This window comes from Pseudoxanthomonas sp. PXM01 (assembly GCF_014851815.1).
GTDB lineage: Bacteria > Pseudomonadota > Gammaproteobacteria > Xanthomonadales > Xanthomonadaceae > Pseudoxanthomonas_A.
Genome location: NZ_JACVAJ010000002.1, coordinates 1,496,758 through 1,522,998 on the forward strand (window position 1 = coordinate 1,496,758; position 26,241 = coordinate 1,522,998).

General features: G+C 66.6%; 21 protein-coding genes. 17 read left to right on the forward strand and 4 right to left on the reverse strand.

Annotated elements, in window-relative coordinates; translation table 11 throughout:
- Positions 1-5: 5 nt before the first annotated feature.
- The 3 genes from IB230_RS16455 (at position 6) to xth (ending at position 2,931) form a co-directional block, all read left to right on the forward strand.
- Positions 6-497: a hypothetical protein gene (locus IB230_RS16455; RefSeq protein ID WP_192273854.1), complete on the forward strand. Its 492-nt coding sequence runs from the start codon at positions 6-8 to the stop codon at positions 495-497.
- A gap of 75 nt (positions 498-572) precedes the next feature.
- Entirely contained in the window at positions 573-2,132 is a 1,560-nt protein-coding gene (locus tag IB230_RS16460) for an MFS transporter (RefSeq protein WP_192273855.1), read from the forward strand.
- Positions 2,133-2,160: 28 nt separating this feature from the next.
- Positions 2,161-2,931, forward strand: a complete 771-nt coding sequence (gene xth, locus IB230_RS16465) for an exodeoxyribonuclease III (RefSeq protein WP_192273856.1) — start codon at positions 2,161-2,163, stop codon at positions 2,929-2,931.
- 116 nt (positions 2,932-3,047) lie between these two features.
- Here xth and IB230_RS16470 read toward each other — a convergent pair whose 3' ends face one another.
- Positions 3,048-3,305, reverse strand: coding sequence for a GlsB/YeaQ/YmgE family stress response membrane protein (locus IB230_RS16470; protein WP_192273857.1), 258 nt, complete (start codon positions 3,303-3,305; stop codon positions 3,048-3,050).
- A gap of 175 nt (positions 3,306-3,480) precedes the next feature.
- Between IB230_RS16470 and IB230_RS16475 the strand changes: the two genes are divergently transcribed.
- From IB230_RS16475 to IB230_RS16495, 5 genes are all read left to right on the forward strand, one after another.
- A complete protein-coding gene (locus IB230_RS16475; protein WP_192273858.1) occupies positions 3,481-4,110 on the forward strand; it encodes a 4'-phosphopantetheinyl transferase superfamily protein in 630 nt (209 codons plus the stop codon).
- On the forward strand, positions 4,107-4,763 hold the full coding sequence (gene rsmG / locus IB230_RS16480) for a 16S rRNA (guanine(527)-N(7))-methyltransferase RsmG (RefSeq protein WP_192273859.1): 657 nt from the start codon (positions 4,107-4,109) through the stop codon (positions 4,761-4,763). The genes IB230_RS16475 and rsmG overlap by 4 nt, the downstream gene beginning before the upstream one ends.
- Before the next feature lie 185 nt (positions 4,764-4,948).
- Positions 4,949-5,746 (forward strand): AAA family ATPase, encoded by a 798-nt coding sequence (locus IB230_RS16485; RefSeq protein WP_192273860.1) that lies wholly within the window; start codon positions 4,949-4,951, stop codon positions 5,744-5,746.
- A complete protein-coding gene (locus tag IB230_RS16490) occupies positions 5,746-6,642 on the forward strand; it encodes a ParB/RepB/Spo0J family partition protein (protein WP_192273861.1) in 897 nt (298 codons plus the stop codon). Before IB230_RS16485 ends, IB230_RS16490 begins: the two co-directional genes overlap by 1 nt.
- A gap of 176 nt (positions 6,643-6,818) precedes the next feature.
- Positions 6,819-8,582, forward strand: coding sequence for a DUF885 family protein (locus IB230_RS16495; protein WP_343227338.1), 1,764 nt, complete (start codon positions 6,819-6,821; stop codon positions 8,580-8,582).
- 84 nt (positions 8,583-8,666) lie between these two features.
- Here IB230_RS16495 and IB230_RS16500 read toward each other — a convergent pair whose 3' ends face one another.
- Positions 8,667-10,601: a YadA-like family protein gene (locus tag IB230_RS16500; protein ID WP_192273863.1), complete on the reverse strand. Its 1,935-nt coding sequence runs from the start codon at positions 10,599-10,601 to the stop codon at positions 8,667-8,669.
- Between IB230_RS16500 and IB230_RS16505 the strand changes: the two genes are divergently transcribed.
- Positions 10,600-10,782, forward strand: a complete 183-nt coding sequence (locus tag IB230_RS16505; protein WP_192273864.1) for a hypothetical protein — start codon at positions 10,600-10,602, stop codon at positions 10,780-10,782. The two genes, IB230_RS16500 and IB230_RS16505, sit on opposite strands and share 2 nt — an antisense overlap.
- 321 nt (positions 10,783-11,103) lie before the next feature.
- On the opposite strand, the gene IB230_RS16510 is transcribed toward IB230_RS16505, so the two are convergent.
- Together IB230_RS16510 and IB230_RS16515 are read right to left on the reverse strand one after the other, a co-directional pair.
- The gene (locus IB230_RS16510; protein ID WP_192273865.1) at positions 11,104-13,881 is read right to left on the reverse strand and encodes a serine/threonine-protein kinase; all 2,778 of its coding nucleotides are present in this window, start codon (positions 13,879-13,881) and stop codon (positions 11,104-11,106) included.
- Entirely contained in the window at positions 13,878-14,432 is a 555-nt protein-coding gene (locus tag IB230_RS16515) for an ECF-type sigma factor (protein WP_192273866.1), read from the reverse strand. Before IB230_RS16515 ends, IB230_RS16510 begins: the two co-directional genes overlap by 4 nt.
- A gap of 359 nt (positions 14,433-14,791) precedes the next feature.
- Between IB230_RS16515 and rpmB the strand changes: the two genes are divergently transcribed.
- The 8 genes from rpmB (at position 14,792) to IB230_RS16560 (ending at position 25,326) form a co-directional block, all read left to right on the forward strand.
- On the forward strand, positions 14,792-15,028 hold the full coding sequence (gene rpmB, locus IB230_RS16520; RefSeq protein WP_192273867.1) for a 50S ribosomal protein L28: 237 nt from the start codon (positions 14,792-14,794) through the stop codon (positions 15,026-15,028).
- A 13-nt stretch (positions 15,029-15,041) separates the two neighbouring features.
- Entirely contained in the window at positions 15,042-15,206 is a 165-nt protein-coding gene (gene rpmG / locus IB230_RS16525; protein WP_027070918.1) for a 50S ribosomal protein L33, read from the forward strand.
- 106 nt (positions 15,207-15,312) lie between these two features.
- Positions 15,313-16,731, forward strand: a complete 1,419-nt coding sequence (gene cls, locus IB230_RS16530) for a cardiolipin synthase (protein WP_192273868.1) — start codon at positions 15,313-15,315, stop codon at positions 16,729-16,731.
- Between the two features lie 49 nt (positions 16,732-16,780).
- Positions 16,781-18,175, forward strand: a complete 1,395-nt coding sequence (locus tag IB230_RS16535; RefSeq protein WP_192273869.1) for an FAD/NAD(P)-binding protein — start codon at positions 16,781-16,783, stop codon at positions 18,173-18,175.
- A 63-nt stretch (positions 18,176-18,238) separates the two neighbouring features.
- Complete coding sequence (locus IB230_RS16540; RefSeq protein WP_192273870.1) at positions 18,239-21,706, forward strand: PAS domain-containing hybrid sensor histidine kinase/response regulator; 3,468 nt, start codon at positions 18,239-18,241, stop codon at positions 21,704-21,706.
- A gap of 28 nt (positions 21,707-21,734) precedes the next feature.
- Positions 21,735-22,226: a hypothetical protein gene (locus IB230_RS16545; protein ID WP_192273871.1), complete on the forward strand. Its 492-nt coding sequence runs from the start codon at positions 21,735-21,737 to the stop codon at positions 22,224-22,226.
- 1,891 nt (positions 22,227-24,117) lie between these two features.
- Positions 24,118-24,426, forward strand: coding sequence for a hypothetical protein (locus IB230_RS16550; RefSeq protein WP_192273872.1), 309 nt, complete (start codon positions 24,118-24,120; stop codon positions 24,424-24,426).
- Between the two features lie 480 nt (positions 24,427-24,906).
- A complete protein-coding gene (locus tag IB230_RS16560) occupies positions 24,907-25,326 on the forward strand; it encodes a hypothetical protein (protein WP_192273874.1) in 420 nt (139 codons plus the stop codon).
- The last annotated feature ends 915 nt before the right edge of the window (positions 25,327-26,241 follow it).

Below are 26,241 nucleotides of genomic sequence, written 5' to 3' on the forward strand. Positions count from 1 at the left end.
CACGCATGCGCAAGCTCCTCCGCCGCAACAGCACCCGCACCGACCTGCGCGTCTACATGCTGTTGCTGGTCGGCGGCATGTTCGTATACGCCGGCCTGACCGTGGACCCGGCCAGCAACTGCGACCCCAGTGGACGCGAGTGCGCCCCGTGGCTGGTGCCGGTGGTCTTCGTGATGGGGTTCGTGTTTGCCGGCGCCGCGCTGGCGATGCTGGTGCATGTGCGTCGCTGGGGCAGCCGGCTGGATCTGGAGGCGCGCACGCTGTGGTGGTGGGACGACGAGATCGCCCCTGGCGAACATGCGATCACGCTGGACCGGATCGCGCGGATCCGCGTGCAACGCCCGGACGAAAGCGACGACCGCGTGTTCCTCTACGACCACGACGGTGCGCCGCTGCGCTTCCCGTCCGAGCGGGGCGTCCCCTATGACGCCGTGCAGTGGGCGAAGGATCTGGCCACGCACTTCCCGCACATCCGGGTGGACCTGGAAGGCAGCTGACGCGGATCGGTATCCTCCGTCGAACTACGCCATGCCCGTTCGTCGAACGGTATGACACGCCACCGACGGACCGCCATGCCGACCACGCCCGCCTCTGCCAAAGCCACCCGCCGCGAATGGATCGGGCTGGCCATCATCGCCCTGCCCTGCATGGTCTATGCGATGGACCTGACGGTCCTGAACCTGGCGCTGCCGGCGATCAGCGCCGAGCTCGACCCGAGTGCCAGCCAGCTGCTGTGGATCGTCGACGTGTACGGGTTCCTGGTGGCGGGCTTCCTGATGACGATGGGCACGCTGGGCGACCGCATCGGGCGGCGCAAGCTGCTGCTGATCGGTGCAGCGGCCTTCGCGGTGGCCTCGGTGCTGGCGGCGTTCTCGCGCAGTGCGGAAATGCTGATCGCCATGCGCGCCCTGCTCGGCATCGCCGGCGCCACGCTGGCACCGTCGACGATGTCGCTGATCCCCAACATGTTCCATGACGAGCACGAACGCCAGTTCGCGATCGGTGTGTGGATCGCCGCGTTCTCGGTCGGCGGCGCCATCGGCCCGCTGGTCGGCGGCCTGCTGCTGCAATGGTGGTGGTGGGGTGCGGCGTTCCTCGCGGCGGTGCCGGTGATGGTGCTGCTGCTCGTGCTGGGTCCGAAGCTGTTGCCGGAGTACCGCGACCCCGACGCCGGCAGGCTGGACCCGCTCAGCATGGTGCAATCGCTGCTCGCCGTGCTGGCAGTGGTCTATGGCCTGAAGCGCATCGCCGAATACGGCGTCGATCCGCGCGGCATCGCCGTGCTGCTGGTGGGCATGGCGCTCGGCGCGCTGTTCGTGCGGCGGCAGAAGCATCTGGCCTATCCCTTCCTCGACGTCACGCTGTTCCACCGGCCGGCATTCTCCGCCGCCATCGTCGCCTATGCGCTGGCGGGCCTGTCGATGATGGGCGTCTACATCTTCATGACCCAGTACCTGCAGCTGGTGCTCGGGCTGACGCCGTTGCAGGCCGGCATCGCGACCATTCCGTGGTCGGTCTGCTTCACCGTCGGTTCGCTGCTGGCGCCGCGACTGGTGCGACACTGGGGCGCACGGCGCGTGATGGTGCGTGGCCTGTTGTTCGCCGCAGTGGGCTTCGGCATCACTGCGCTGGTCGTGCCGCCCTACGGCCTGTGGATCCTGATCGCCGGCATGCTGGCGATGAGCCTGGGCATGGCGCCCGTGTTCACCGTCGGCAACGAGCTGATCATCACCACCGCGCCGCCGGAGCGTGCCGGGGCCGCGTCCGCACTGGCGGAGACGAGTGCCGAACTCAGCGGCGCGCTGGGCATCGCGATCCTCGGCAGCCTCGGCATGCTGGCGTACCGGCTGTGGCTGGATCCCGCCCTGCCGGCGGCGTTGCCCAATGCGGACACGACGCGCGCGCTGTCGACCCTGGGCGGCGCGGTCACCGTCGCCGGCGAAGTCGGCGGTGCGGCGGGAACCACCATCGCCGACACTGCGCGTACCGCCTTCACCGATGCCATCCGCGCCATCGCGGTGTTCGGCATGGCGATGATGCTGGTCGCCGCCTGGATGGCCGCCCACCTGATGCGCGACGGTGAAGGCGAAGGCCACGCCGCATCGGCGCCCGACGGCATGGCGGATGCCTGATCGACCGTCCTCGCCTAGAATCCCCGCCATGAAGATCGCCAGCTGGAACGTCAATTCCCTCAACGTGCGCCTGCCGCACCTTACGCAGTGGCTGGGCGCGTTCGCGCCGGATGTCGTCGGCCTGCAGGAAACGAAGCTGGAGGACCACCGCTTCCCCGACACCGCACTGGCGGAAGCCGGCTACCGCAGCGTGTTCGCCGGACAGAAGACCTACAACGGCGTGGCGCTGCTGTCGCGCGAACCCATCGGCGACGTGCAGGTCGGCATTCCCGGCTTCGAGGACGAACAGAAGCGCGTGATCGCCGCGACGGTCGGCGACGTCCGCATCGTCAACCTGTACGTGGTCAACGGCCAGGACGTCGGCACCGACAAGTACGCCTACAAGCTGCGCTGGCTGGACGCCGTGCACGACTGGATCGCCGCCGAGCTGCAGGCGCATCCGAAACTGGTGATGATGGGCGACTTCAATATCGCGCCGGACGACCGCGACGTGTTCGACCCGAAGGTGTGGAACGACGACCACATCCTGACCTCCACCGCCGAACGCGCGGCGCTGCAGCGGCTGTACGCGCTGGGACTGCACGATGCGTTCCGCCTGCACAGCGACGAAGCCAACGTCTACAGCTGGTGGGACTACCGGATGGGTGGCCTGCGCCGCAACCTGGGCCTGCGCATCGACCTGACGCTGGTGTCCGATGCGCTGCGGGCGAGTGCAGTGGAATCCGGCATCGACCGCGAACCGCGAACCTGGGAACGTCCGAGCGACCACGCGCCTGCCTGGGTGCGATTGGGCGGCTGAACCGTCGCCGCAGACGGTGCGTCCGGATGAACAAAGGCCCGGCATCGCTGCCGGGCCTTTGCATTGCCACGGACCCTGGGTGCGTCTCGAACGCGCACGCGGCCGCAGCGGAACCGTTACCTCGCCCTGCCCCTCGAGAGCAGGTTGACGATGAGCAGCAGGACCACGGCACCGATGAATGCGGTGATCAGGAAGCCGACCCAGCCGCCTCCCAGCCCGAGCCCCAGCGCCGGCAGCAGCCAGCCGCCGAGGAACCCGCCGATGATGCCGACCACGACATTCAGGATGATGCCTTGCGAGCCATCGCGCTTCATCACGATGCTGGCCAGCCAACCGGCGATGCCACCCACGATCAGATAGATGAGAAAATTCATTGCTTCGCTTCTCCCTCGATGGACAGGACCCCATGGCGCGGGGCACGCTTGAATCTCCGACCTACGACGTGAAGCCGTCGTTATTCCGCATGGGGGAAGCGTCCGTGCCCGCGTTTGATAGCGCCATCCTTGCCGGCATGCACGCTGTGCCGCACCACGCCACGGAGACCGGAACGTGAGTTGGCGCGACGCGTCCGCCGACTGGCGGCTGGACGGCATCGCGCTGTGGCTGCTGCCGCACGCACCACGGCAACGCGGCGAACCGGCGGCACGCGAGCAGCTGTCGCGCGTGCTGGACACGGCGCCGCACGCGTTGCCGATCACCCGCGATGCCCAGGGACGCCCGCACTTCATCGCGCCGCTGCACGCACTGGAAACCGGCTGGAGTCACAGTGGCGAAGCGCTGCTGCTGGCGCTGGGCGAAAACATCGAACTGGGGGTCGACGTGGAACGGTTGCGTCCGCGCCCGCGGGCGATGGAACTGGCCCAGCGCTTCTACCACCCCGAGGAGACCGCCTGGCTGCGGTCGCTCGAGGGCGACGACGCCCGCATGCTCGCGTTCGTGCGCCTGTGGTGCGCCAAGGAAGCGGTGCTCAAGGCCCATGGGCAGGGCATTTCCTTCGGCCTGCACCGGTTCCATATCCGGCTCGATGACGAGGGTGCCCGCCTGGTCGCCTGCGATCCTGCGCTTGGCCGCGTCGAGGACTGGCGCCTGCACGAATGGGCCGCGGCCCCGGACTACCGCGCCGCACTGGCCTGGCATCCGCGCGGCGCCGCGTGGCGGCCTGCGATAATGACGCCATGAACGACACCGCCTTCCCTGCCGAACTGCGCGACGAGCTGCATTCTGGTCTCGCCACGCTGGGCCTCGATGCCAACGCGCTGGCCCCGCGCCTGCTCGCCTACCTGGCCCTGCTCGACCGCTGGAACAAGACCTACAACCTCACCGCCATCCGTGACCCGCGCGAGATGGTCACGCGCCACCTGCTGGATTCGCTGGCGATGCATCCGTTCGTCGACGATCTCGCGGCGCACAGCGGTGCGCTCGCCGACCTCGGCACGGGCCCGGGCCTGCCCGGCATTCCGCTGGCGATCGCCAAGCCGGGCCTGCGCGTGACGCTGGTGGAGAGCAACGGCAAGAAGGCGCGCTTCCTGCGCGAAGCGGTGCGCACGCTGAAGCTGGACAACGCGCGCGTGGCCGAGTCGCGCGCCGAGGCACTGGACGAACCGCAGGCCTACGACGCGCTCACCGCGCGCGCGCTCGACGTGCTGGCCGGCATCATCGAAGTGGGCGGTCACCTGCTGAAGCCCGGTGGCGCGCTGCTGGCGATGAAAGGCGTCCGTCCCGACGACGAGATCGCGGCCTTGCCCACCGGCTGGTCGGTGGCCACGATCGACGCCCTGGCCGTCCCCGGGCTGGTCGGCGAGCGCCACATGGTCGTCGTCCGCCGCGACTGAACCGCGCACCGCCCCGGTGCGCGCCGTGTAACTCCTTGATATGACTGAGCGCTCGCCGACACCGTCGCGCGGAAACGCGACCCGATGACCGCACGCGGGCCGTGCATCCGTTGGGATGATTTCGCACGCCCGCTCCCGACCCCGCATAATCCCCCCTCACCCCGGATTCGATAAGGCGCCCTCGCATGGCCCGCATCATCGCCGTCGCCAACCAGAAAGGCGGAGTCGGCAAGACCACCACCGCCGTCAACCTGGCCGCCGCGCTGGCGCGTGCGCCGCAACGCGTGCTGCTGGTCGATCTGGATGCGCAGGGCAATGCCACGATGGGCAGCGGCGTGGACAAGCGCGAGGTCGAGGCCTCGACCTGCGACGTGCTGCTGGGCGAGGTGGAAGCCAAGGCCGCGGTGGTGACCACCGCCGAAGGCTTCGACCTGATGCCGGGCAACATCGACCTGACCGCGGCGGAGATCCAGCTGATGGAATCCGACGGTCGCGAGCAGCGCCTGAAGAGCGCGCTGCAGCCGATCCGTGGCGACTACGACTTCATCATCATCGACTGCCCGCCGGCGCTGTCGCTGCTGACGCTCAACGCGCTGACCGCGGCCGACTCGGTGCTGGTGCCGATGCAGTGCGAGTACTACGCGCTGGAAGGCCTGTCGGCGCTGATGGAAACCATCGATGCGCTGCGCGCGCGCCTGAATCCCGGCCTGGAGATCGAGGGCGTGCTGCGCACCATGTTCGACATCCGCAACAACCTGGCCAACGCCGTCTCCGGCGAACTGACCACGCATTTCGGCGACAAGGTGTTCCGCACCATCGTGCCGCGCAACGTGCGCGTGGCCGAAGCGCCCAGCCACGGCCAGAGCATCGTGGGCTACGACCGCGCCTCGCGCGGCGGCGTCGCCTACCTGGGCCTGGCCGGCGAGATCCTGCGCCGCGCGGCCGACCGCAAGAAGCAACAGCAGCACATGGAGCACGCGTGATGAGCGCCCCGAAGAAGCGCGGCCTGGGTCGCGGACTGGAAGCCCTGCTCGGCCCGAAGGCCGCCGAGACGCCGCCGCCGGAAGCGCAGCCGGGCGAAGCCTTGCGCACGCTGCCCGTGCAGCAGCTGCAACCGGGAAAGTACCAGCCGCGCATGCAGATGGATGCCTCCAAGCTGACCGAGCTGGCGGAATCGATCAAGGCGCAGGGCGTGATCCAGCCGATCGTCGTGCGCGAGCTGTCGCCAGGCAAGTTCGAGATCGTCGCCGGCGAACGCCGCTGGCGCGCCTCGCAGGAAGCCGGCCTGGCCGAAGTGCCGGTGGTCGTGCGCGAACTGGACGACCGCACCGTCATCGCGATGGCGTTGATCGAGAACATCCAGCGCGAAGACCTCAATCCGCTGGAAGAAGCGCAGTCGCTGCAGCGATTGATCAACGAATTCTCGCTGACCCATGCCGAAGCGGCTGAAGCCGTCGGTCGTTCGCGCGCCGCGGTCTCCAACCTGCTGCGCCTGCTGGAACTGCCGCCGGCGATCCGAGCGCTGCTGGAAGCGCGCCGCCTGGAAATGGGCCACGCCCGTGCATTGCTGACGCTGTCGCCGGACCTGGCCAGCAAGCTGGCCTCCGACGCCGCCGAACAGGGCTGGTCGGTGCGCGAAGTCGAACACCGTGCGCAGCAGTTCGCCGCCGGCAAGGTGCCGGTCACCGGAAAGAAGGCCAAGCCCACGAAGGCCGCGCCGCAGCCGGATATCGCGTCGCTGGAGACCGAACTGTCCGAGAGCCTGGGCACCCGCGTCACCATCGCCCATGGCCGCGGCGGCAAGGGCAAGCTGATCATCCAGTACACCGACCTGGACACGCTGGACGGCGTGCTCGAGCGCCTGCGCCCGAAGGCCTGACCCGCGCAGAATGCTGGTTGTGGGAGCGACGTAAGTCGCGAGCTTTTTGTTTATCGGCGAGTCGGCCTCACCGCTATCGCGACTTACGTCGCTCCCACAAAGACGAGTGCAGCCGCCCGGACGGGCACATCGCCCCTGCATTACCATCCGGATTCCGCTTCCACCGGATGTCCGCCTTGAACCTCCGCACTGCCGCCCTCCTGCTCGCCTGCGCCCCGCTGCACGCGCTCGCCTTCGCTCCCTCCGATGCCGACAAGCGCTTCCAGGCCTTGTATGAGAAGGAATGGAAGTGGCGACAGGAACAGACTGGCCAGGCGGACGAAGACACCGATACCAGCGGCGACAAGCGCCGGCTGCCCGACGTGGGTGCCGAGGCGCAACAGGCACGCTTGAAGGTGTGGGAGCAGGTCCTGAGAGACCTTGATGGCATCGATGCCACGAAGCTCTCGCCGGAGAACCGCATCAACCTGGCGATCTATCGCCCGCAGGTGGAGAACCTGGCTGACGAAGTGCGTCTGGGCGCCTACGAGATGCCGTTCAATTCGGACTCTTCGTTCTGGTCGAACCTGTCGTTCATGGCGCGCCGCCCGATGAAGACGGCGAACGACTATCGCGCTTATGCCGCGCGCCTGCGCGACGTACCGCGCTACTTCGACCAGCACATCGCCAACATGCGCAGCGGCCTGAAGCGCGGCTTCACCGTGCCGCGCGCGGTGCTGGACGGGCGCGACGTGTCGATCGCCGCGGTGGCGGACCTGAAGGATCCGGAACAGTCCACCTTCTACGCGCCCTACAAGAAGATGCCGGCCAGCATCCCGGCCGCGGAGCAGGAAGCGCTGCGCAAGGACGTGCGTGATGCCATCAGCCAGCAGGTCGTGCCCGCGTTCGGCACGCTGCTGACGTTCTTCCGCAGCGAGTACGTACCGCAGGCACGCACCACGCTGGCGGCCGAAGCGATGCCCGGCGGCAAGGCGTTCTATGCGCAGCAGATCCGCGAGTACACCACGCTCGACCTCAGCGCCGAACAGATCCACCAGATCGGCCTGAAGGAAGTCGCGCGCATCCAGGCCGAAATGCGGGAGGTGATCAAGCAGACCGGCTTCAAGGGATCGTTCGCCGAATTCCTGACCTTCCTGCGCACCGATCCGCAGTTCTACGCCAAGACGCCGCAGCAGCTGCTCGACCGCGCCGCGTGGATCTCCAAGCGCGTCGACGGCGAAGTCGGCAAGTACATCGGCACGCTGCCGCGTGGACGCTTCACCATCGTCGAGGTCCCGGCCGACATCGCGCCGTTCTGGACCGCGGGCCGCGGCGGCCTGGGCACGTACTGGCTGAACACCTACGACCTGCCCTCGCGCCCGCTGTACAACCTGCCGGCGCTGACCCTGCACGAGTCCTCGCCCGGCCATTCGCTGCAGGCCGCGCTGGCGCAGGAACAGGGCGAGCAGCCCGCGTTCCGCCGCGACAACTACATCTCGGCCTACGGCGAGGGCTGGGCGCTGTACACCGAGAAGCTGGGCAAGGAGATGGGCATCTACGAGACGCCCTACGAGGACTTCGGCCGGCTGACCTACGAGATGTGGCGCGCCACCCGCCTGGTCATCGACACCGGCGTGCACCACAAGGGCTGGACCCGCGATCAGGCCCTGGCCTACCTGCGCGACCACACCGCCCTGTCCGAGCACGAGGTGACGACCGAGGTCGACCGCTACATTTCCTGGCCCGCCCAGGCACTGAGCTACAAGCTGGGCGAGATCGCCATCGTCCGCCTGCGCGGCGAGGCAGAGCAGGCGCTGGGACCCAAGTTCGACGTGAAGGCCTTCCACGACGCCGTGTTGAAGCAGGGCTCGGTGACCCTGCCGGTGCTGGAAAGCCAGATCCGCGCTTTCATCGCGGAGAGCAAGGCCGGCCCGGCCAAGCCCGCGGCGGCCGCGCCCTGAGGCAGCCAAGAAGGACGGGAGCGTCGAACGCTCCCGTCTGTACTTCCATGTACGCGGCTTACCCGGCCGGAAATCCTGCGGGCTTTACCAGCTGAAACCTGCGCCCGCCGATACGCTCTTCTCGTCGCCGCTGAACGCGCCCGCCAGCGACACGCTCGCACGATTGCCGATGACGCGCTGGTAACCCACCGCGAGCGCCCTCTCTCCACCCTGCGCGCCCACACCCACTCCTACGCGATTGCGTCCTGCCAGACCGGCGGTGTTCATCGCCATGCCGGCGTACGCGCCGCTCATGGCCGACAGCTTGTCGATGCGGCGATCCTGTTGCTGGAAGCGGCGATCGGTTTCGTGGCGGAAGTTCTCGAAACTGTCGGACAGCCCGGAGAACTCGGCGAAGCGCTGGTCGGTGTAGGCATTGGCCGAGGCCAGGGTTTGCACATCGCCCGCATCGGCATGGTCCTGCGCCGACTGCAGCGTGGCGGCATCGCCCGCGGCCATGTCGGTGCGGATGGCGGCTTCGCGGGTGTTGGTATGCGTGTTGGCCGCCGTCAGCGTGGCCGCATCGCCGGCCTGCATCTGGCCCAGGTTCACCGCGTCGCCGGCTTCCACACCGTCGGCCACGTTGGCGATGCGGGTGCCGCTCGTGCCGGTGAGCGTCAGCACATCACCGCTGTCGCTGTCGTACATCACGCTGCGCGGACCACCGCCCGGGGGACCTTCCGGGCCCTGCGGTCCTGAGGGACCTTCCGGACCCGTGGGGCCTTGCGGGCCGGTCGGGCCCGTGGGACCGTCGCCGCCCACGGGACCTTGCGGGCCGGTGTCGCCGCGCAACGAGGCCAGCCATTCGCTCTGGCTGCCGACGAATCCGTTCTGGGTGGCGATGTCGTACGCACTGAAGCCACGCTCGCCCTGCACGCCGCCGGCGTCGATGATGCGCTGGTTGATGGCGCTCAGCGCACTGTCCACTGCGGTGAATGCGGAGCCGATGCTGCCGTAGTTGCTGGACTGGATGACGTAGGTGGGCGCGGTGAACACACCGCCGGAATAACTGGCGCCACCGCCCAGGGCGGTTGCGAACGGATGCAGTTGCGACAGGTTCACTGCATCGTTGTCCTGCGTGCCGTTGGCCAGATTGACGATCTGGTTCATGCGCGCGGCGGAGCCGACGGAGATCGTGTACTCGCGGTCGGCCACGGCGCCGAAGCCCAGTGCCGTGCTGTAGTCGGCATTGGCCATGGAATTGACACCGAAGGCGGCGCTGTAGTCGCCCGCCGCATTCACGCCCGCACCTATCGCAACCGCGCTGATCCCTGATGCGTTGCCCGTCTCGGCGAAACCTACGCCATCGTTCTCGTCCTGGTCATACCAACTCGCAAGCACCAGGCTTCGCGTACCCGAGGCGCGCCCGAAGAATCCCATCGCCACGCTGCTGGTGCCGCTGGCAGTGCTGAAGTGGCCGAACGCGCTGCTGCCCTGGCCTGTGGCAGTGTTTTCGTAACCGACCGCCGAAGCTCCCAGGTGCCCCGCGCGATTGGAGTAGCCGAGTGCGGTGCCGAAGCCGCCGGTCACCTGGTTCGAATAGCCGACAGCCGTGGAACCACTCCCGCCCGCGGCCACATTCCGGAAGCCGACCGCCGTCGAGTACCAGGCCTCCGCCTGGTTGCCCACGCCAAAGGCATTGCTGTAGCCACCGCTGGCGGTGTTGAAGATACGTCCGATGGTGCCGATGTTCTCGTCATACGAACCGCCGAACGCATTGCTCCCCGTGCCGCTGGCCCGGTTGAAGCGACCGAACGTGTTGCTGAGGCGGCCCGATGCCATGTTGTTGTTTCCGAAGGCCGAGCTTTCGTCACCGGCGCGGATGTTGCCGCCCGACTCCGTGAGTTCACGATTGTTCTCGTAACCACACGCGCTGCTTCCGGTACCGTCCGAATCGTTGTAGCGATACTCCGCACCCGTGAAATGGTCTTCCATCACGCACACCACGCCCGCCCATGCGGGAGCGCTTGCATGGAACATGATCAACGCCGTGAAGATGGCGGATCGCTTCAACCTGCGTCGGGACGAACGTGCAATCGAGGATTTCATCGAGGCTCTCTCTCTGTTGTCGGGTAAGCCGGAAGCGTCCGGCTTTCAGGGAGATCGGAATGGAGCGGCTGCGACTGACATCGCTTCATCAATGACGGATGTCCACGGCTGAACAAGGTCGCAGACGTGCGGCCAGGGCACGGCCGTGCCCACCCGGATCCACGGCACCACGCCATCTTTGTCGGCAAGGACCGTCATCGCGCCGGGTGACCTAAGCGGCGGCGCCCCCTTGTCGGCGGCGTCCTTTCCCGCCCAGCGCCATTCCTTGCTGTTGGCGCCGCTCCGGACCAAATCCGGCGGCACGGCTTTCCAGACACCTCAACCAGCAACAGGTCGAATTGCCCGGCACTCGCCACATCCTCGCCTTCCAGCACCTGCATCCATTGGCAGCGACCTCAAGCCTGGCCTTCGCAGCCTAGGCCTTGCGCACGGCTCAACGCGCCAGAGCAGCCGCCGTCGCGAATTCGGGCGCTGACGGCACGGTTGTCGCGGCCAGCAGCTCCAGCGCCGTGTTCGCCGCTGCACGTCGACCCGACGCATCCCCCAGCGCGTCGGAGACGCGCGCCTCTTCCAGTGAAAGTCGTGCGCGCGCAAGGGGCACGCTGCTGGCGGGAAGAAACTCTCGCGCTTCCGTGATCGACTTTCGTGCGAGTGCGATGTCGCCCTCGGCACGCGCAAGTTCGGAACGTGCCACCAGCGCGAGTGCGAGTTGCCTGGAGCCGCTGCGGCGAAGTTCGGGGATCTGCGCCTCCAGCAGCTGCCTGGCCGCCGCCGGATCACCTTCCGCAAGACGCGCCCGCGCCAGCAGCGTGGTGACGCTATCGCCCAGGTTGACGCCATTGGCGGTATTCCGCTGCAGCCTGCCCAGCACGCGCTGGAACACGCCCGTTGCCTGCCGCGCGTCGCCCTGGCGCAGCATCGTTTCACCCAGGTAGCGTTGCAGCACGACGGAAATGGGGTGGTCCGGTGCCCGTTCATCCAGCAGGCGCGATGCCTGCTCCAGATGACGGCGAGCGGCAGCCAGTTCTCCCGCACCCAGTTCCGCGCGGCCCAACAGTTGCAGCGAACGCATGTACTTGAGCGTATCCGTGCCGTAGATCTTCGCCACCATGACCTGCGCACGGCGCAACAAGGGAATCGCCTCGGCATCGCGGCCGGCCGAGGACAGCACGTTGCCGAGCGCCCAGAGTGCCCGGCTTACCGCCGGCTCGAGCTCCGAGGGATGGCGCTGCTCAAGGATACGCAGGGCATTGCGCGCTGCCTGCACCGCTTCTTCCGGCTTTTCGGCCGCATCGAGAAAATAGCTCAACTCCAGCAACGACTCGGCATATTCATCCGAATCCCTGCCCTTGGTGCGGGCCGTCATGTCCGACGCGCTTCGCTGCGTCGCCAATGCAGCTTCGAATTTACCCTGCAGGTAGAGGGAAGATCCCAAGGTACCCAATGCTTCGATCAATCCCGCATCGGGCGGATCATGGTCGAACAATGCGACGGCTTTTCCTGCTTGCGCCTCGGCTTCCTTCGTCCGACTTTGCGAAAGCAGGATGAAGGCGTGCTCCGCCAATGCGCGCGCACGAATGGCGGGCGCGATATCCCGGCTCGCATCGGCAGTCGCCGCGGCCTCCTCCAGCAACGCCATTCCATCCTGATAGAGACTCAGGTCGGAATACGTCTTTCCGATCAGCGTCATCATCTCGACGCGCATCTCCGGCTGTCCTGCGAACTCCGTGGAGATGCGCTCCTTGCTGCGATCAAGCACCTCCCGTACGGTGGTCTTGGCACCACGGTTGTTCTCCGGGGACGCCTCCGCAAGCAGGGACGCGAGGAAGTCACGACTGACGCGCGCATGCCGCGTCTCCGATTCGGCCCGTGCCCGCTCCTCGTTCGCCCGCATGGCTTCTGTCTCGGCCCGCGCTGCGGAGACGCGGGCTTTCCCCGCCTGCACCAGGATGCCCGCGACTCCCGCACCCAGTGCGAACACCGCGAACGCCCCCATCGCCACGCCCCAGCGGTTGCGGCCGATGAACTTGCGTGCGCGATACGCGACCGTGTCACCGCCGACCGACACGGTGCGGCCCTTGAGAAAGCGTTCCAGGTCGTTGGAGAACGCCTGCACGCTGGCGTACCGGCGCGGCGGCTCCTTGGCCAGCGCGGTCTGCACGATGCGCGACAGGTCGCCCTTCACGAAACGCTTGAACGCGCGCAGATCGGTGCTGCGCTGGCGCAGGCGTGCATCCACCTCCTCCACCGTTCCGGTGGTGATGGCCTGGTCCAGTCGCGCGGCGGCGTGCCCCGTGATCGCCTCGGCGGTGGCATGCAGGTCCCTCTGGTCGACGTGGTACGGCAGGCGCCCGGACAACAACTGGTACAGGATCACGCCCAGGGCATAGACGTCGGTCGCCGCACTGATGTCACCGCCGGATACCTGCTCCGGCGCCGCGTATTCGGGGGTGAAGCCGATGAACACGCCGGTCCGCGTCGCGCCGGCCCCGTCGTCGGTGCGCTTGGCCACACCGAAGTCCAGCACCTTCGCGTGGCCTTCGGCATCGACCAGGATGTTCTCCGGCTTCAAATCGCGGTGCACCACGAAATGTTCGTGCGCGTGCTGCACGGCCGCGCAGACCTGGCGCAACAGGTCCAGGCGCGCACGCAGGTCGAGCTGGTGTTCGTCGGCCCAGCGGATCAGCGATTGCCCTTCCACCAGTTCCAGCGCAAACCAGGGCCGGCCGTCGTCCGCCAGGCCGTGGTCGACCAGGCCGGGGATGTGCGGATGCGACAGCGATGCCAGGATGCGGCGCTCCTGCAGGAAGCGCTGTGCCTGCAGGCTGCCCTGCCAGCGCCGGTGCAGGCGCTTGAGGGCCACGCGCTGCCAGGTGTCGTCATGGTCGCGACGCGCGGCGTAGACCGTGCCCATGCCGCCCTGCCCCAGCAGCGACTCCAGACGCCACGGACCCAGCCGGCTCCCCACGTCGCGCTCATCGTCCTGCCGGTCGACCACCGCGTCGTCGAGCACATCCTGCGGGGGCCCCTGGTCGAACGCATGCGCCTGGGCATCGACGACCAGCATGCGCTCCACATCCTCACGCAGCGTGGGGTCGCCGGTGCATTCGGCCTGCAGCACGGCCACGCGCGCCGAGGGCTCCAGGTCCCACACGCGGTCGAACAGGGCCGCCGCCCGCTGCCAGCGTTGTGGGGGATCCGGGGCGCTCATGCCGCAGCCCCCAGGTGCATCAGCAGGAAGGCGCGGGCCTTGCGCCAGTCGCGGTAGACCGTGCGTTCGGTCAACCCCAGATGGACAGCGATCTCCTGGAACTCCATGCCGACGTAGAAACGGCATTCGACCACCGTGACCAGCCGGGGGTCGACGGCCTCCAGCGCCTCCAACCCCTGTTCGATATCCAGCAGATCCACCTCGCCATCGCCGGCCTGCATCGGCAGGTCCGTCATCAGCGTCACCCGGATCTGGTCGCCGCCGCGCTTCTCGGCGCCCCGTGCCCGCAGGTGGTCGACCAGCACATGCCGCATGGCCTTGCCCGCCAGGGCCAGAAACGGGCCACGCTGGCTGACGTCCAGGGACTGGCCGTCCAGCTTCAGGTAGGCCTCGTGGACCAGCACCGTGGTATGCAGGGAGTGACGCCGTTGGCCCGACAGCTCACGCCGGGCCAGGCGCTGGAGTTCTGCGTACAGCTCGGCGAACCGCTGGCGGTAGTCGGCCCCATCGGCGGGGCCGGGCGCCGGCCCGGGGGCGGGAACATCATCCATGGCGGGCTCCTGGGCACGTGGTCGCGATGTGCCGAAGCAGTATGCCCTGCCGCGTGGGGCGCCACGTCCGGGCTTCGGCCCGGTCGGGGCGTGCGGCTCCCATGGCATGGTGCCCCGGGGACGCCCCCGTGGGGCACAGGCGTCGCCAACCCCTAAGTGCTTGCAGGACAAGGGAAACCTCGGCATAATGCGCGGCTCGCTGCGTCCGGCCCTGCCGGATCTGCGGCCGGAAACGCGATTCCGGCTTGTGTCCGCAGCGGTTTACCTACCGTATCGCGTGGTGTCCGACCTGTTCGCAGGCCGCCGCCGGGCCGCCGTCTCCCGGGCTATGGGCGACACAATTATCTATCGAGGTGCGTATGTCCCGCGTATGCCAAGTGACCGGCAAGCGTGTGATGACGGGTAACAACGTCAGCCACGCCAACAACAAGACCCGTCGTCGTTTCCTGCCCAACCTGCACGAGCGCCGCTTCTGGGTCGCCAGCGAAAACCGCTGGGTCAAGCTGAAAGTTTCCGCGCACGCGCTGCGCACCATCGACAAGAACGGCATCGACTCCGTTCTGGCCGAGCTGCGCGCCCGCGGCGAAAAGGTCTGAGGAGTAACTACACATGGCATCCAAGCGCGACAAGATCCGTCTGATCTCCTCGGCCAACACCGGCCACTTCTACACGACGGACAAGAACAAGAAGAACACCCCGGGCAAGATGGAAATCAAGAAGTACGACCCGGTCGTGCGCAAGCACGTGATCTACAAGGAAGGCAAGATCAAGTGAGCCCAGGGCGAAAGCCCGGCCCACCGCCTCCAAGAAACCCGCCTCACGGCGGGTTTTCTTTTGCCCGTCCGCGACGCCAGAATCACCGCACCCCCTTCCTGGACGGATGCGCCGCATGGAGTGGTCCTTCGGCACCGCCCTGCTGATCGTCGACTGGCTGATCCGGCTGGCCGCGCTGTGGTGGATTCCCAGCCGCACCACGCCGGCCGCTGCGCGCAGCTGGCTGCTGCTGGTCGGCTTCGTGCCCCTGCTCGGCCTGCCGCTGTACCTGCTGCTCGGCCATCCGTGGCTGTCGCGCGAACGCGTCGAGCGGCAGGCGCGCGCCTCGGACGTGATCCGCGAGGAACAGCGTCCGCTCAGCGCGCTGCGCTGGAAACCGCACGATGGCGCCGCCGCCGAGATGGCCCCGTTGATCGAACGCCAGGGCGCCTTCATGCCCACGCACGGCAATGCGGTCGCGCTGCTGGACGACTACGACGCCTCGCTGCGCGCGCTGCTCGATGACATCGACGCGGCCACGCAGCAGGTGCACCTGCTGTACTACCTGATGTTCGACGACGCGGTGGGCGAAGCCGTCACCGCCGCCCTATGCCGCGCCACCGCGCGGGGCGTAACCTGCCGCCTGCTGCTCGATGCCGTCGGCGCCAAGCGCGGCCTGCGCGCCTATGCCTCGCGCCTGCGCGCGGCGGGCGTGCAGGTGCATGCGATGCTGCCGGGCGGCCTGCAATGGCGGCGCAGCGGACGCATGGACCTGCGCAACCATCGCAAGGTGGCGGTGATCGACAATTGCATCGGTTTCGTCGGTTCGCAGAACCTGGCGGACGCCGCGTTCGTACCGGGTCACCCGAACCGCGAACTGGTGGCCCGCGTGCAGGGACCGGTGGTGTCGCACCTGGAGGGCGTGTTCGCCAGCGACTGGTACATCGAAACCGGCGAACGCCTCGACGTGCAACCCGACCTCAGCGTGCAGACGCAGGACGTCGCCGCCCAGCTGCTGCCCAGCGGGCCGGCCTATCCGTTCGAAAACGCACGCGACACCGTCAATGCACTGATCCACCTCGCACGCCGCCAGGTCGTGCTGACCACGCCTTACTTCGTACCCGACGACGCCACGCTCAGCGCGCTGCGGATCGCCGCACTGTCCGGCGTCGACGTGCAGCTGGTGCTGTCAGCCACCAACAACCAGGCGCTGACCGCGTGGGCGCAGCAGTCATACTACGAGGAACTGCTCGCCTGCGGCGTGAAGATCGCGCTGTACCGGCCACACTTTCTGCACGCCAAGCACCTGACGGTGGACGACGACATCGCCCTCGTGGGCTCGATCAACCTGGATATCCGTTCGTTCGCGCTCAACGCGGAGATCGGTCTGGTCTGCTACGACACCGACGTGGTCGCGCGGATCCGCGCGATCGAGAGCGACTACCTGGCGCACTCCGACAGGGTGGATCGCGACACGTGGCGGCGACGGCCGGGCTGGCAGCGCAGCCGTGAGGGCGTCGCGCGACTGGCGGACTCAGTGATGTAGCGGCATCGCGCCGCAGGGACGGCGACGCCCGTTCGCCTACAATGGCGGCATGACTGCCGCGACCGACACACCCCTGCCGCCCTGCGACCTTGCGATCATCGGCGGTGGTGCCGGTGGCGTCCTGGCGGCGATGCAGGCACTGCGCCGTGCCACCACGCCGCTGCGCATCGTGATGATCGAACCCCGCGACGTGCTGGCCCAGGGCGTGGCCTATGCGACGACCTATGGCGAGCACGTGCTGAACGTCCCCGCCGGTCGCATGAGCGCGTTCGACGACCGCCCCGCGGATTTCCTCGACTACGTCGTCGCCACCACGCCGCCCGGCGGTCCTGACCGCGAGACGCTGGCGCACGCTTTCATCGAACGCCGCCGCTACGGCGAGTACCTACGCACCCGGCTGCAGGAGGCGATCGCCGCCAGCCCGGCCTCGCTGCAGGTCGTGCACGACACCGTCGCAGAACTCGACGCGCGCGATGACGGCTCGACGCTGCACCTGACCGCGCACGGTCCGCTGGATGCACGCGGCGTGGTGCTGGCCGTCGGCAACACGCCGAAGCCATTGCCCGCACGCGGCGCACCTCAGCTGCCGGACGGCCGTTCGCTGGCGGCGTGGGACTTCGATGCGGTGAAGGCGATGCCGGCCGATGCCGAGCTCTGCATCATCGGCTCCGGCCTCAGCATGGTCGACACCGTGCTCAGCCTGGCCGACAACGGCCACACGGGCACCATCCACGTGCTGTCCCGGCATGCGCTGCTGCCGTTGCCGCACTGCCATGGCGCTGCCGCGACGTTCGATCCCGCACCACTGCAGACGATGGACCTGCGCGCGCGCATGCGCTTCCTGCGCAACGCAGCGAAGCAGGCCGTCGCCGACGGTCTGCCGTGGCAGGCCGCGATGGAACGCATCCGCCCGCACGGGCAGACGCTGTGGCAATCGATGTCGCTGCCTGATCAGCGCCGCTTCCTGCGCCATGTGGTGCGCCAGTGGGATGTGCACCGCCACCGCATCGCGCCGGAAGTGCACGCCACGCTGCAGGCCCTGCTCGACCGCGGCCAGTTGCGCCTGCATCGCGGCCGCCTGGACACCGTGATGAACGAGGGCCGTGGCCTGCGCGTGACCACGCATACCCGCGACGGCCGCACCGACGAATTCGATGTCGACTATGTGGTCAACGCCACCGGCGTGGAGATGCGCGCGCAGACCATGCGCAACCCGCTGCTGCACGACCTGCTCGGCAAGGGTCATGCGCAACCGGGGCCGCACGGCATCGGCCTGAAGGCGGCCCGCGATGGCCGCATGGTCGATGCCGACGGCAATGCGCAGCCGCGCGTGTTCATCCTCGGCAGCCTGCGTATCGGTTGTGTGTGGGAAAGCATCGCCATTCCGGAACTGCGCGGCCAGGCCGAGACCGCCGTGCACGAGCTGCTGTTCCCGACGCCCTGACCGGGCGCCGCGACCCGCGGCAGCCGGTACACTCGACAGCGTTCTGAGCGCCGGGAGAGGGCGTTGGTTTCCAGCTGGATCCTGCTGTTGGTGTCGGTCGGCTATGCCGCGCTGCTGTTCGGCGTGGCGTGGTGGGGCGACCGCCGCCCGATGTATCCCGACCGCCCCTGGCTGCGTCCGGTGGTCTACAGCCTGGCGCTGGCGGTGTACTGCTCGTCGTGGACGTTCTACGGCGCGGTCGGCAGCGCGGTGCGCAACGGCCTGGGTTATCTGCCGATCTACCTCGGCCCGGTCCTGTTGCTCCTGTTCGGCTGGCGCATCATCGAGCGGCTGGCGCTGATCGCACGCAGCGAGAACACCGTCTCCATCGCCGACTTCATCTCCTCCCGCTATGGCCGCTCGCGCCGGCTGGCGGCATTGGTCACGGTGATCGCGCTGATCGGCGTGGTCCCGTACCTGGCGCTGCAGTACAAGGCGGTGGCGATGAGCCTGAGCGTGCTCAGCGGCGACGGCGGCGACAGCACGCACGGCTTCTTCACCGATCCCGCGCTGTACGTCGCGCTGCTGATGGCGCTGTTCGCCGCGCTGTTCGGTACCCGCCAGGTCGATGCCACCGAACACCACCACGGCATGATGCTGGCGATCTCGCTGGAATCGGTGGTCAAGCTGGTGGCGATGATCGCCGTGGGCGTGTTCGCCTACCTGTGGCTGGACGACAACGCCTTCCGCGTCACCGACTCGGCGCGCACGCTGTTCGAGAACGCGCCCCCCGTGGGCTTCATCGCGCAGACCCTGCTGGGCTTCCTCGCCATCGTCTGCCTGCCACGCCAGTTCCACGTGGCGGTGGTCGAATGCAGCGATGTCGGCGACATCCGCAAGGCGCGCTGGCTGTTCGGCGGCTATCTGGCGCTGTTCTCGCTGATGGTGGTACCGGTCGCGGCCGCGGGCGCATCGCTGTTCGGCGGCACCAGCGTGGCCGACGACAGCTACGTGCTGGCGCTGCCGCTGGCGGAAGGGCGCACTGCGCTGGCGATCATCGCCTACGTCGGTGGTTTCTCGGCCGCCACCGGCATGGTGATCGTGGCGAGCATCGCGCTGGCCACGATGGTCAGCAACGACCTGATCATGCCGGTGCTGCTGCGACGTGGCTGGGGCAAGCACCATGCCGAAGCCGACGTCGCCTCGCGCGTGCTGTGGATCCGTCGCGTGGCGATCCTGCTGCTGGCGCTGACGGCGTACTCCTACTACCGCAGCAGCAGCAACGACAGCACGCTGGCGTCGTACGGCCTGATGGCATTCGCCGCGGTCGCGCAGTTCGCGCCCGGCCTGATCGGCGGCCTGTACTGGCGCGGTGCCAGCCGGCGCGGCGTGGAGGTCGGCATGGTGCTCGGCTTCGCCACCTGGATCTACACGCTGCTGCTGCCGACGATGACGCAGGCCGGCTGGTTCGACCTGCTGTGGCTGCATGACGGCCCGTTCGGGATCCGCTGGCTGCGCCCGCAGCAGCTGTTCGGCCTGAGCGGCTGGGACACGCTGACGCACGGCACGTTCTGGTCGCTGCTGGTCAACACGGGCGCGATGATGATCGTGTCGGCGCGCTCGCGCCCCGGCGTCGACGAACGCCTGCGTGCCGCGCCGTTCCTCGACCCGTACGCGCAACGTCCCGCACTGGTGGCGGGCGAATGGCCCGGCAGCGTGCGCGTCGGCGACCTGCGCACGCTGGCCGAGCGCGTGGTCGGCGAGCGGCACGCGCGTCGCGCGTTCGCCGAACAGGCGCAGGTGCTCGAACGCGAATTCCAGCCCCATGCGCCGGCCGACCGCGCCTGGGTGCAGTTCACCGAGCGCCTGCTTGCCGCCGCCATCGGTGCCGCTTCCGCGCGCATCGTGCTGACCAGCGTGCTGCGCGGCTCGGGCATGGAACTGGGCGAAGTGGTCGCGGTACTCGACCAGGCCGGCCAGGAACTGCGCTTCAACCGCGAAATCCTGTCGACCACGCTGGAGAACATCAGCGCCGGCGTCAGTGTGGTCGATCCGGACATGCGCCTGGTGGCATGGAACCGCCGCTACCAGCAGATGTTCGGCTATCCCGACGGCATGCTGTACGTGGGACGTCCCGTCGCCGATCTGATCCGCTACAACGCCGAGCGTGGCGAACTCGGTGACGGCGACATCGACGCGCAGATCAACAAGCGCATCCGCTACATGCGCGCGGGCTCGCCGCACATCTTCGAACGCGTGCGCGCCGACGGCCAGGTGATCGAGATGCGCGGCCAGCCGCTGCCGGGCGGTGGCTACGTCACCAGCTACAACGACATCACCGACTTCAAGCATGCCGAAGCGCAGCTGCTGGAAACCAACGAGACACTGGAGCAGCGCGTCGCCGAGCGCAGCGAGGCCGCCGAGCATGCGCAACAGTCGCGTACGCGCTTCCTGGCGGCGATCAGCCACGACGTGCTGCAGCCGCTCAACGCGGCGCGCCTGTTCGTCAGTGCGCTGCGCGACAGCGAACAGGGTGCGGACGAGCAGGCACAGGAACGCAAGCATCTCGCCGAGCGCGTCGATGCCTCGCTACGCGCCGCCGAAGAACTGCTGGACGGCTTGCTCGACGTCTCGCGCCTGGACGCGGGCGGCCTGCACACGCAGATCACCGACTTCGACGCGGGCGAACTGCTGCGCGAGCTCGCCGCGCAGTACGCGCCCGTGGCGGCCGGCCGCGGCCTGAAGCTGCACGTGCACGCGCGCGCGATCCCGGTGCGCAGCGACCGCCGCCTGCTGCGCCGTGTGCTGCAGAACTTCCTCGCCAACGCGCTGCGGTACACCCGCGAGGGCCGCATCGTGATCGGCATGCGTGCGCATGGCGAGCGCATTGCGTTGCAGGTCTGGGATACCGGTCCCGGCATCCCCGAGAATCACATGCGGCAGATCTACAACGAGTTCCACCGCTACCAGCAGCCGTTCGACTGGGGCGAGCGCGGGCTGGGCCTGGGCCTGTCGATCTGCCAGCGCATCTCGCGCCTGCTGCAGCACGAACTGGATGCGCGCAGCACGGTGGACCGCGGCAGCATGTTCTCCATCGTCGTGCCGCGCGGTGCTCCGCTCAGCGAACGACGCACATCGTCGCGCCGCACGCTGTCCAGTGAGTCGCTGTCCGGCCTGCGCGTGCTGTGCGTGGACAACGACCGCGAGATCATCGACGGCATGCAGGCGCTGCTCGGTCGCTGGCAGGTGGACGTCATCACCGCCACGACGGTGGACGAGGCACTGGAGAAGATCGCCGAAGGCCCGGCGGTGATGCTGGTCGACTACCACCTGCATGACCGGCTCGACGGCCTGGCCACGCTAGACGCGCTGCGTGCGGCCAGCCCCGGCCCCATTGCCGGCGCCCTGCTCACCGCCGACGGACGCGACGAGCTGAAGCGCGAAGCCCGCGAACGCGGTTACCGGCTGCTCACCAAGCCGGTGAAGCCTGCGTCGTTGCGTGCGTTCCTGGCGGCGCATCATCTGCCTACGCCGTCACCCACGACAGAGTGAGCGGGGGGGCGCCCCTCACACCCGCTTGATGAGTGACCTACGTTTCAGTGTTCCTTTTGCAACATGGATTTATGCGAGGAAGCCGGACGCCATGAAGATCATTCTTGCCCTGCTGCTGTATGCGCTCTCCTGCCTGGCATCCGCCGCGACACTCGATGCGCGCGACAGGATCGGGGCATGGATCAGTCCGGAACCGCAGGGCTTTTCCGCGTCGCTGGTGCGGCTCTTCAGCACGCCGCCAAGGGATCGCCTTGAGATCCGGAAGGACGGAACGGTCACGCTGGTTCGGGAGCTCGGCGGCGGAAAACGCCAGACACTCGTGGCGACACCCGCCGACGTCAGCCTCCACGAAGACCTGATGATCGCCACGTTCCCGCTGGGCGCGGGCAACGCCAGGCTCGTGGTGACGGGCTGGAGCACCTCGCACTCGAAGCGTCTGATGGGTCACCTCTATCTCTACGATGCCAACGGCCTGTTCAACGGCATCCCGGTCGCGTTTGATCCGTCCCGTCATCCATAGTCGGTACACGCCTCCCGCCTCAACGGGATCTCCCTGTCGGCGCACGCGAAGCAGGAACATCGCCCGTTCACCAGAGCCGCGTATCCCGCGTTGCCACCAGCCTTCTTGAAGGCGTAACAGTGGCTGCGCCCTGACTGGCGGCGGCTTGGTCGGACGTCGGTGGCCCACTCACTCTCGGCATCTGAACGACCACGCGGCACCGGGCTGACCGCCGGCTTGCCGTCCTCCTTTCGAACGGCTGCGATCCAGGCACCAACGTCCGCGATCATTCCGCATTCCCGGAGCCGCCGGCGAACCGCGTTATCACGCCAGTACGCCCTGATATCCAACCGACACCGCATCTCCACAGAATATTGCCGGTGCCGCGAATCGAACCTCCTAGACAAGCAAACGGTAAGCTGCTGATTGGAAAGGCCCCAAAGCATTGACGCCCTGTCTGTGCCAGCTGAATACTCCGCGTTATCACCCCAGTTTGGGGTCTATTAGGCGTTAGGGGGCACTTGATGAGGTTTCTCGGCGTGCTACTGCTTCCGCTGCTAGTCGGTTGCATTGCTGCAGATTCTTCGCACTATGCCGTGGCGCGAGCAATATCACCGGACGGCGCCATCGACGCGGTTGTAATTGAGTCGAATGGTGGCACCACAACCTCGTTCTCCTACGACGTATGCCTCGCCCCTCATGGCGGTAACTGCAATGTCTCAAAGTCCCTCGCTCAGCTCTATGGGGCTACTCGGAGCGACCAGGCATATGGCATCAACGTTCGTTGGGCCAACGGTTCTCTGATCCGGGTTGAGTACTTGGAGGCCAAGCGAGTAAAGGTGCTCCACTCTGCAACAACGATCGGTGGTCGCACCATCAATGTCGTTCTGCAACCCGGTATCAGCGACCCATCTGCTCCATCTGGCGGCATGCTGTACAACCTCCAAGGACGGCCGCAAGATGCCCCCTAACAATTCATTCAAGCCGAACCCGCTTCGCGGGTCGGCTTAACTCAGGCGTTAGACCTGCCATGAGAAGAATCTGCAGTCTGGTAGTCCTACTTCTTGGCATCACACTTGGTGCATCCGCTGCTGCCGAGCCGCATCCGGCCTGTTCTTCTGGCCTTACTCCTACATCGACCGTTCCGCCAAAGCTGCCGCCTCGGCTGCACAACGAGTTCTCTGGCAAAGCCCAGGTCTCGTTTGTCATTAGTCGCTCCGGTCAAGTGCAGTCACCCGCCATCGTCTCTGCGGCGTGGCATCCTATCGGTCGTAGCCGCGGCCAGCCTGTTGGATATAACGAGGCAATTCTTTCGGCTGTGACCCAATGGCGTTACCCCGCGCGAGCGAACTTGTGCCGCCATCAAGTTCCGATAGAGGTTCAGTTCAAAGACTTGTCCAGCTCTGCGGTTGGCAGGTCTAACAGTTCATTCAAGCCGACGCCGCTTCGCGGCGCGGCTTAATTCAGGCGTTAGCGGCCATGATCAAGTTCCTGATAACTGGACTCCTTCTAGTGGGCGCCTTCAGTTTTCCAGCCTCTGCGTGCCAGCAGATCCTGGTCAGCAGCCCAACGATCAGAAAGAACGCCGACTTGGTACTCGAAGCTAAGGTTGTCTCAACCGAGCCAGATCATGGCCGTGACCCAAGGCCCGGTGACCCGGCACGCATACTTCGCCTTGAGGTTACCAGGACAGTAAAAGGCAAAGTAGGCCGCTCGATTAGCGTCCCGACAACAGGGTGCTACGTGCCGGCCTATGACACAGGAGAGTTGGTTACGGTTGTCCGCTTTCCCGGCGGCGAGTACCACGTTGTACCGAGACATCAGCAGTAGCGTGCTGCTGGCCGCTAACAATTCATTCAAGCCGAAGCCGCTTCGCGGCTCGGCTTAATTCAGGCGTTAGGCCTGCACAGATATGACAGAGAAATTTGAGAAATTTCTTTTAGAGCGAGTCCTGCACCGGATCGATCACGGCGAACGTTCGCCCAGTTGGCCCGGCACACTCGTCCTATGGACTGCGGTTGGACTTGGCTCGTTCTTCCTGTTCTCCGGAGGCGGCGCTTCTCGTCCCTCGGTCGGCGCCATTGCAGTGGGTAGTTTCGTATTCGGCGCATTCGCGGCTCATGGGATAGCCAAAATCTGGCGGTCACTTTGGTGGTCCTTCGTCGTGCGCTACATTGACTCAACAGCAATTCGCGCCCGGCTTGCCCAGTTGCAGGCCTAACAATTCATTCAAGCCGAACCCGCTTCGCAGGTCGGCTTAATTCAGGCGTTAGCCGTCAATGATCGTTCCTAAGCTGCTCAGCCTCTCAAGCTCCGATCTTGCCGCCGGAGAGCTTCCTCCAGACCCAGCGCACTGCCTCGTTCCAATGCTAGCTACGATTGGACCGAGTTCTGGCACCGTCGGAGACGGCTTTTCCTTTACTGTTGTCACGCCAAGCGCCTTAGCTGAGTCGGGGAGATTCGGCTGGGGGCGTGGCACACTGATCATTGATTCGTTCTCTTGGTCTCAGGTGGAGCACTCGGTCAATCGCCTCCTTGCGCACGCTTCCCGCCCAAGTTGGCAAGACGTTGCTCAAGTTCTCAATCACGAGCTGCTGTGGGAGTTCGACGGGTACCGTCAGAGTTGACAGCTAACAATTCATTCAAGCCGACGCCGCTTCGCGGCGCGGCTTAATTCAGGCGTTAGGCAGCAGGGGCGGACATGCGCGCACTGGCAACAATCGCATTATGGCTTGCGTTGGCCTCACCGGCCTTGGCTTGTACTTGCATCCTGCCCAATGGCACGCGATCAGATCATGTGCGTCACGGGTATCGGAACGCCGAGTCTGTCTTTTCCGCTTACGTTGAGTCGGTGCACTTCACCACTGCCTCTGGACAGACACAGCGCATCGCCAAGCTGCGGGTGCTACAAGTCTGGAAGGGTGCGTTTAAACCAGATTCCTGGGTAGAGTTTGTGTCTGACGAGGACACGGGAATGTGCGGCTTACCCGTAGAGCCAGACACTGCCATCTTGGCCTACACAACAGGAAATGTCTTGGTTTCTTGCTCCATGACCGGCCCACTGCACGAAGCGACCCAAGACATTCCACTGCTCAACAAGCTGGCTGGTCGCAGCAAATGAGGCTGCTGCCTAACAGTTCATTCAAGCCGACGCCGCTTCGCGGCGCGGCTTAATTCAGGCGTTAGGCACCACAAGGAGACTTTCGTCAGTGCCACGATTTCGCGTCATTGTCACGGGCATCGGAATGGACATTCCGCCTGAGGGATCTATCGGCTTCGCCACCACGCGCTTTGTTCGTGCCACATCCGAGAATGACGCCGCCGCTAAAGCGCTTGTCCTAGTGGCTGAGTCGGTCGCATCGGAACAAGCATTTGCGGCCTCGCCAGCTCCGACATTGGCGGTTGATCGGGTTGTCCGTGTCCGCAGTCCTTTCAAGTTGTCCCGCCCCAACAAGGGCTATACCCTTGTTTGTGCTGACGCGGAGCTGGAGGATGCTCTGCACATTGAGCGTCAAGTAGGTACTGGGTGGTTCCTGTGATTCGGGTGGCGCCTAACATTTCATTCAAGCCGACGCCGCTTCGCGGCGCGGCTTAACTCAGGCGTTAGGTGTCTATGAAAGCCACCGGAAGTTCAAGCAAATTCTGGAGTGGGGTGAACATTGCGGGCTGCTCTGCAGCCATGCTCATGCTACTCAGCCAAGCCGTAACCTCATTCGCCGCGGGATCATTGCGGTTCTCGTCCAGCAAATACGGATTCACTGCTCACGGCATGGAGGCAGCAGTAATCTATTGCGCATTGTTCATCGGCTGCGCCCTTATCATCGGCCTCGGTTGGCGAGGGCTGAGACATGATGGGCAAGACACCTAACAATTCATTCAAGCCGAACCCGCTTCGCGAGTCGGCTTAATTCAGGCGTTAGGGCTCATGGTGCAAGACCACTACGGCGTGTGGCTCTTTCAAAGGCCCAATCCGCTATCGGATGCACGTCTCTGGCGCGAGTCGCACAGTGGCTGGCCGGCACCCACTCGCTTCTCG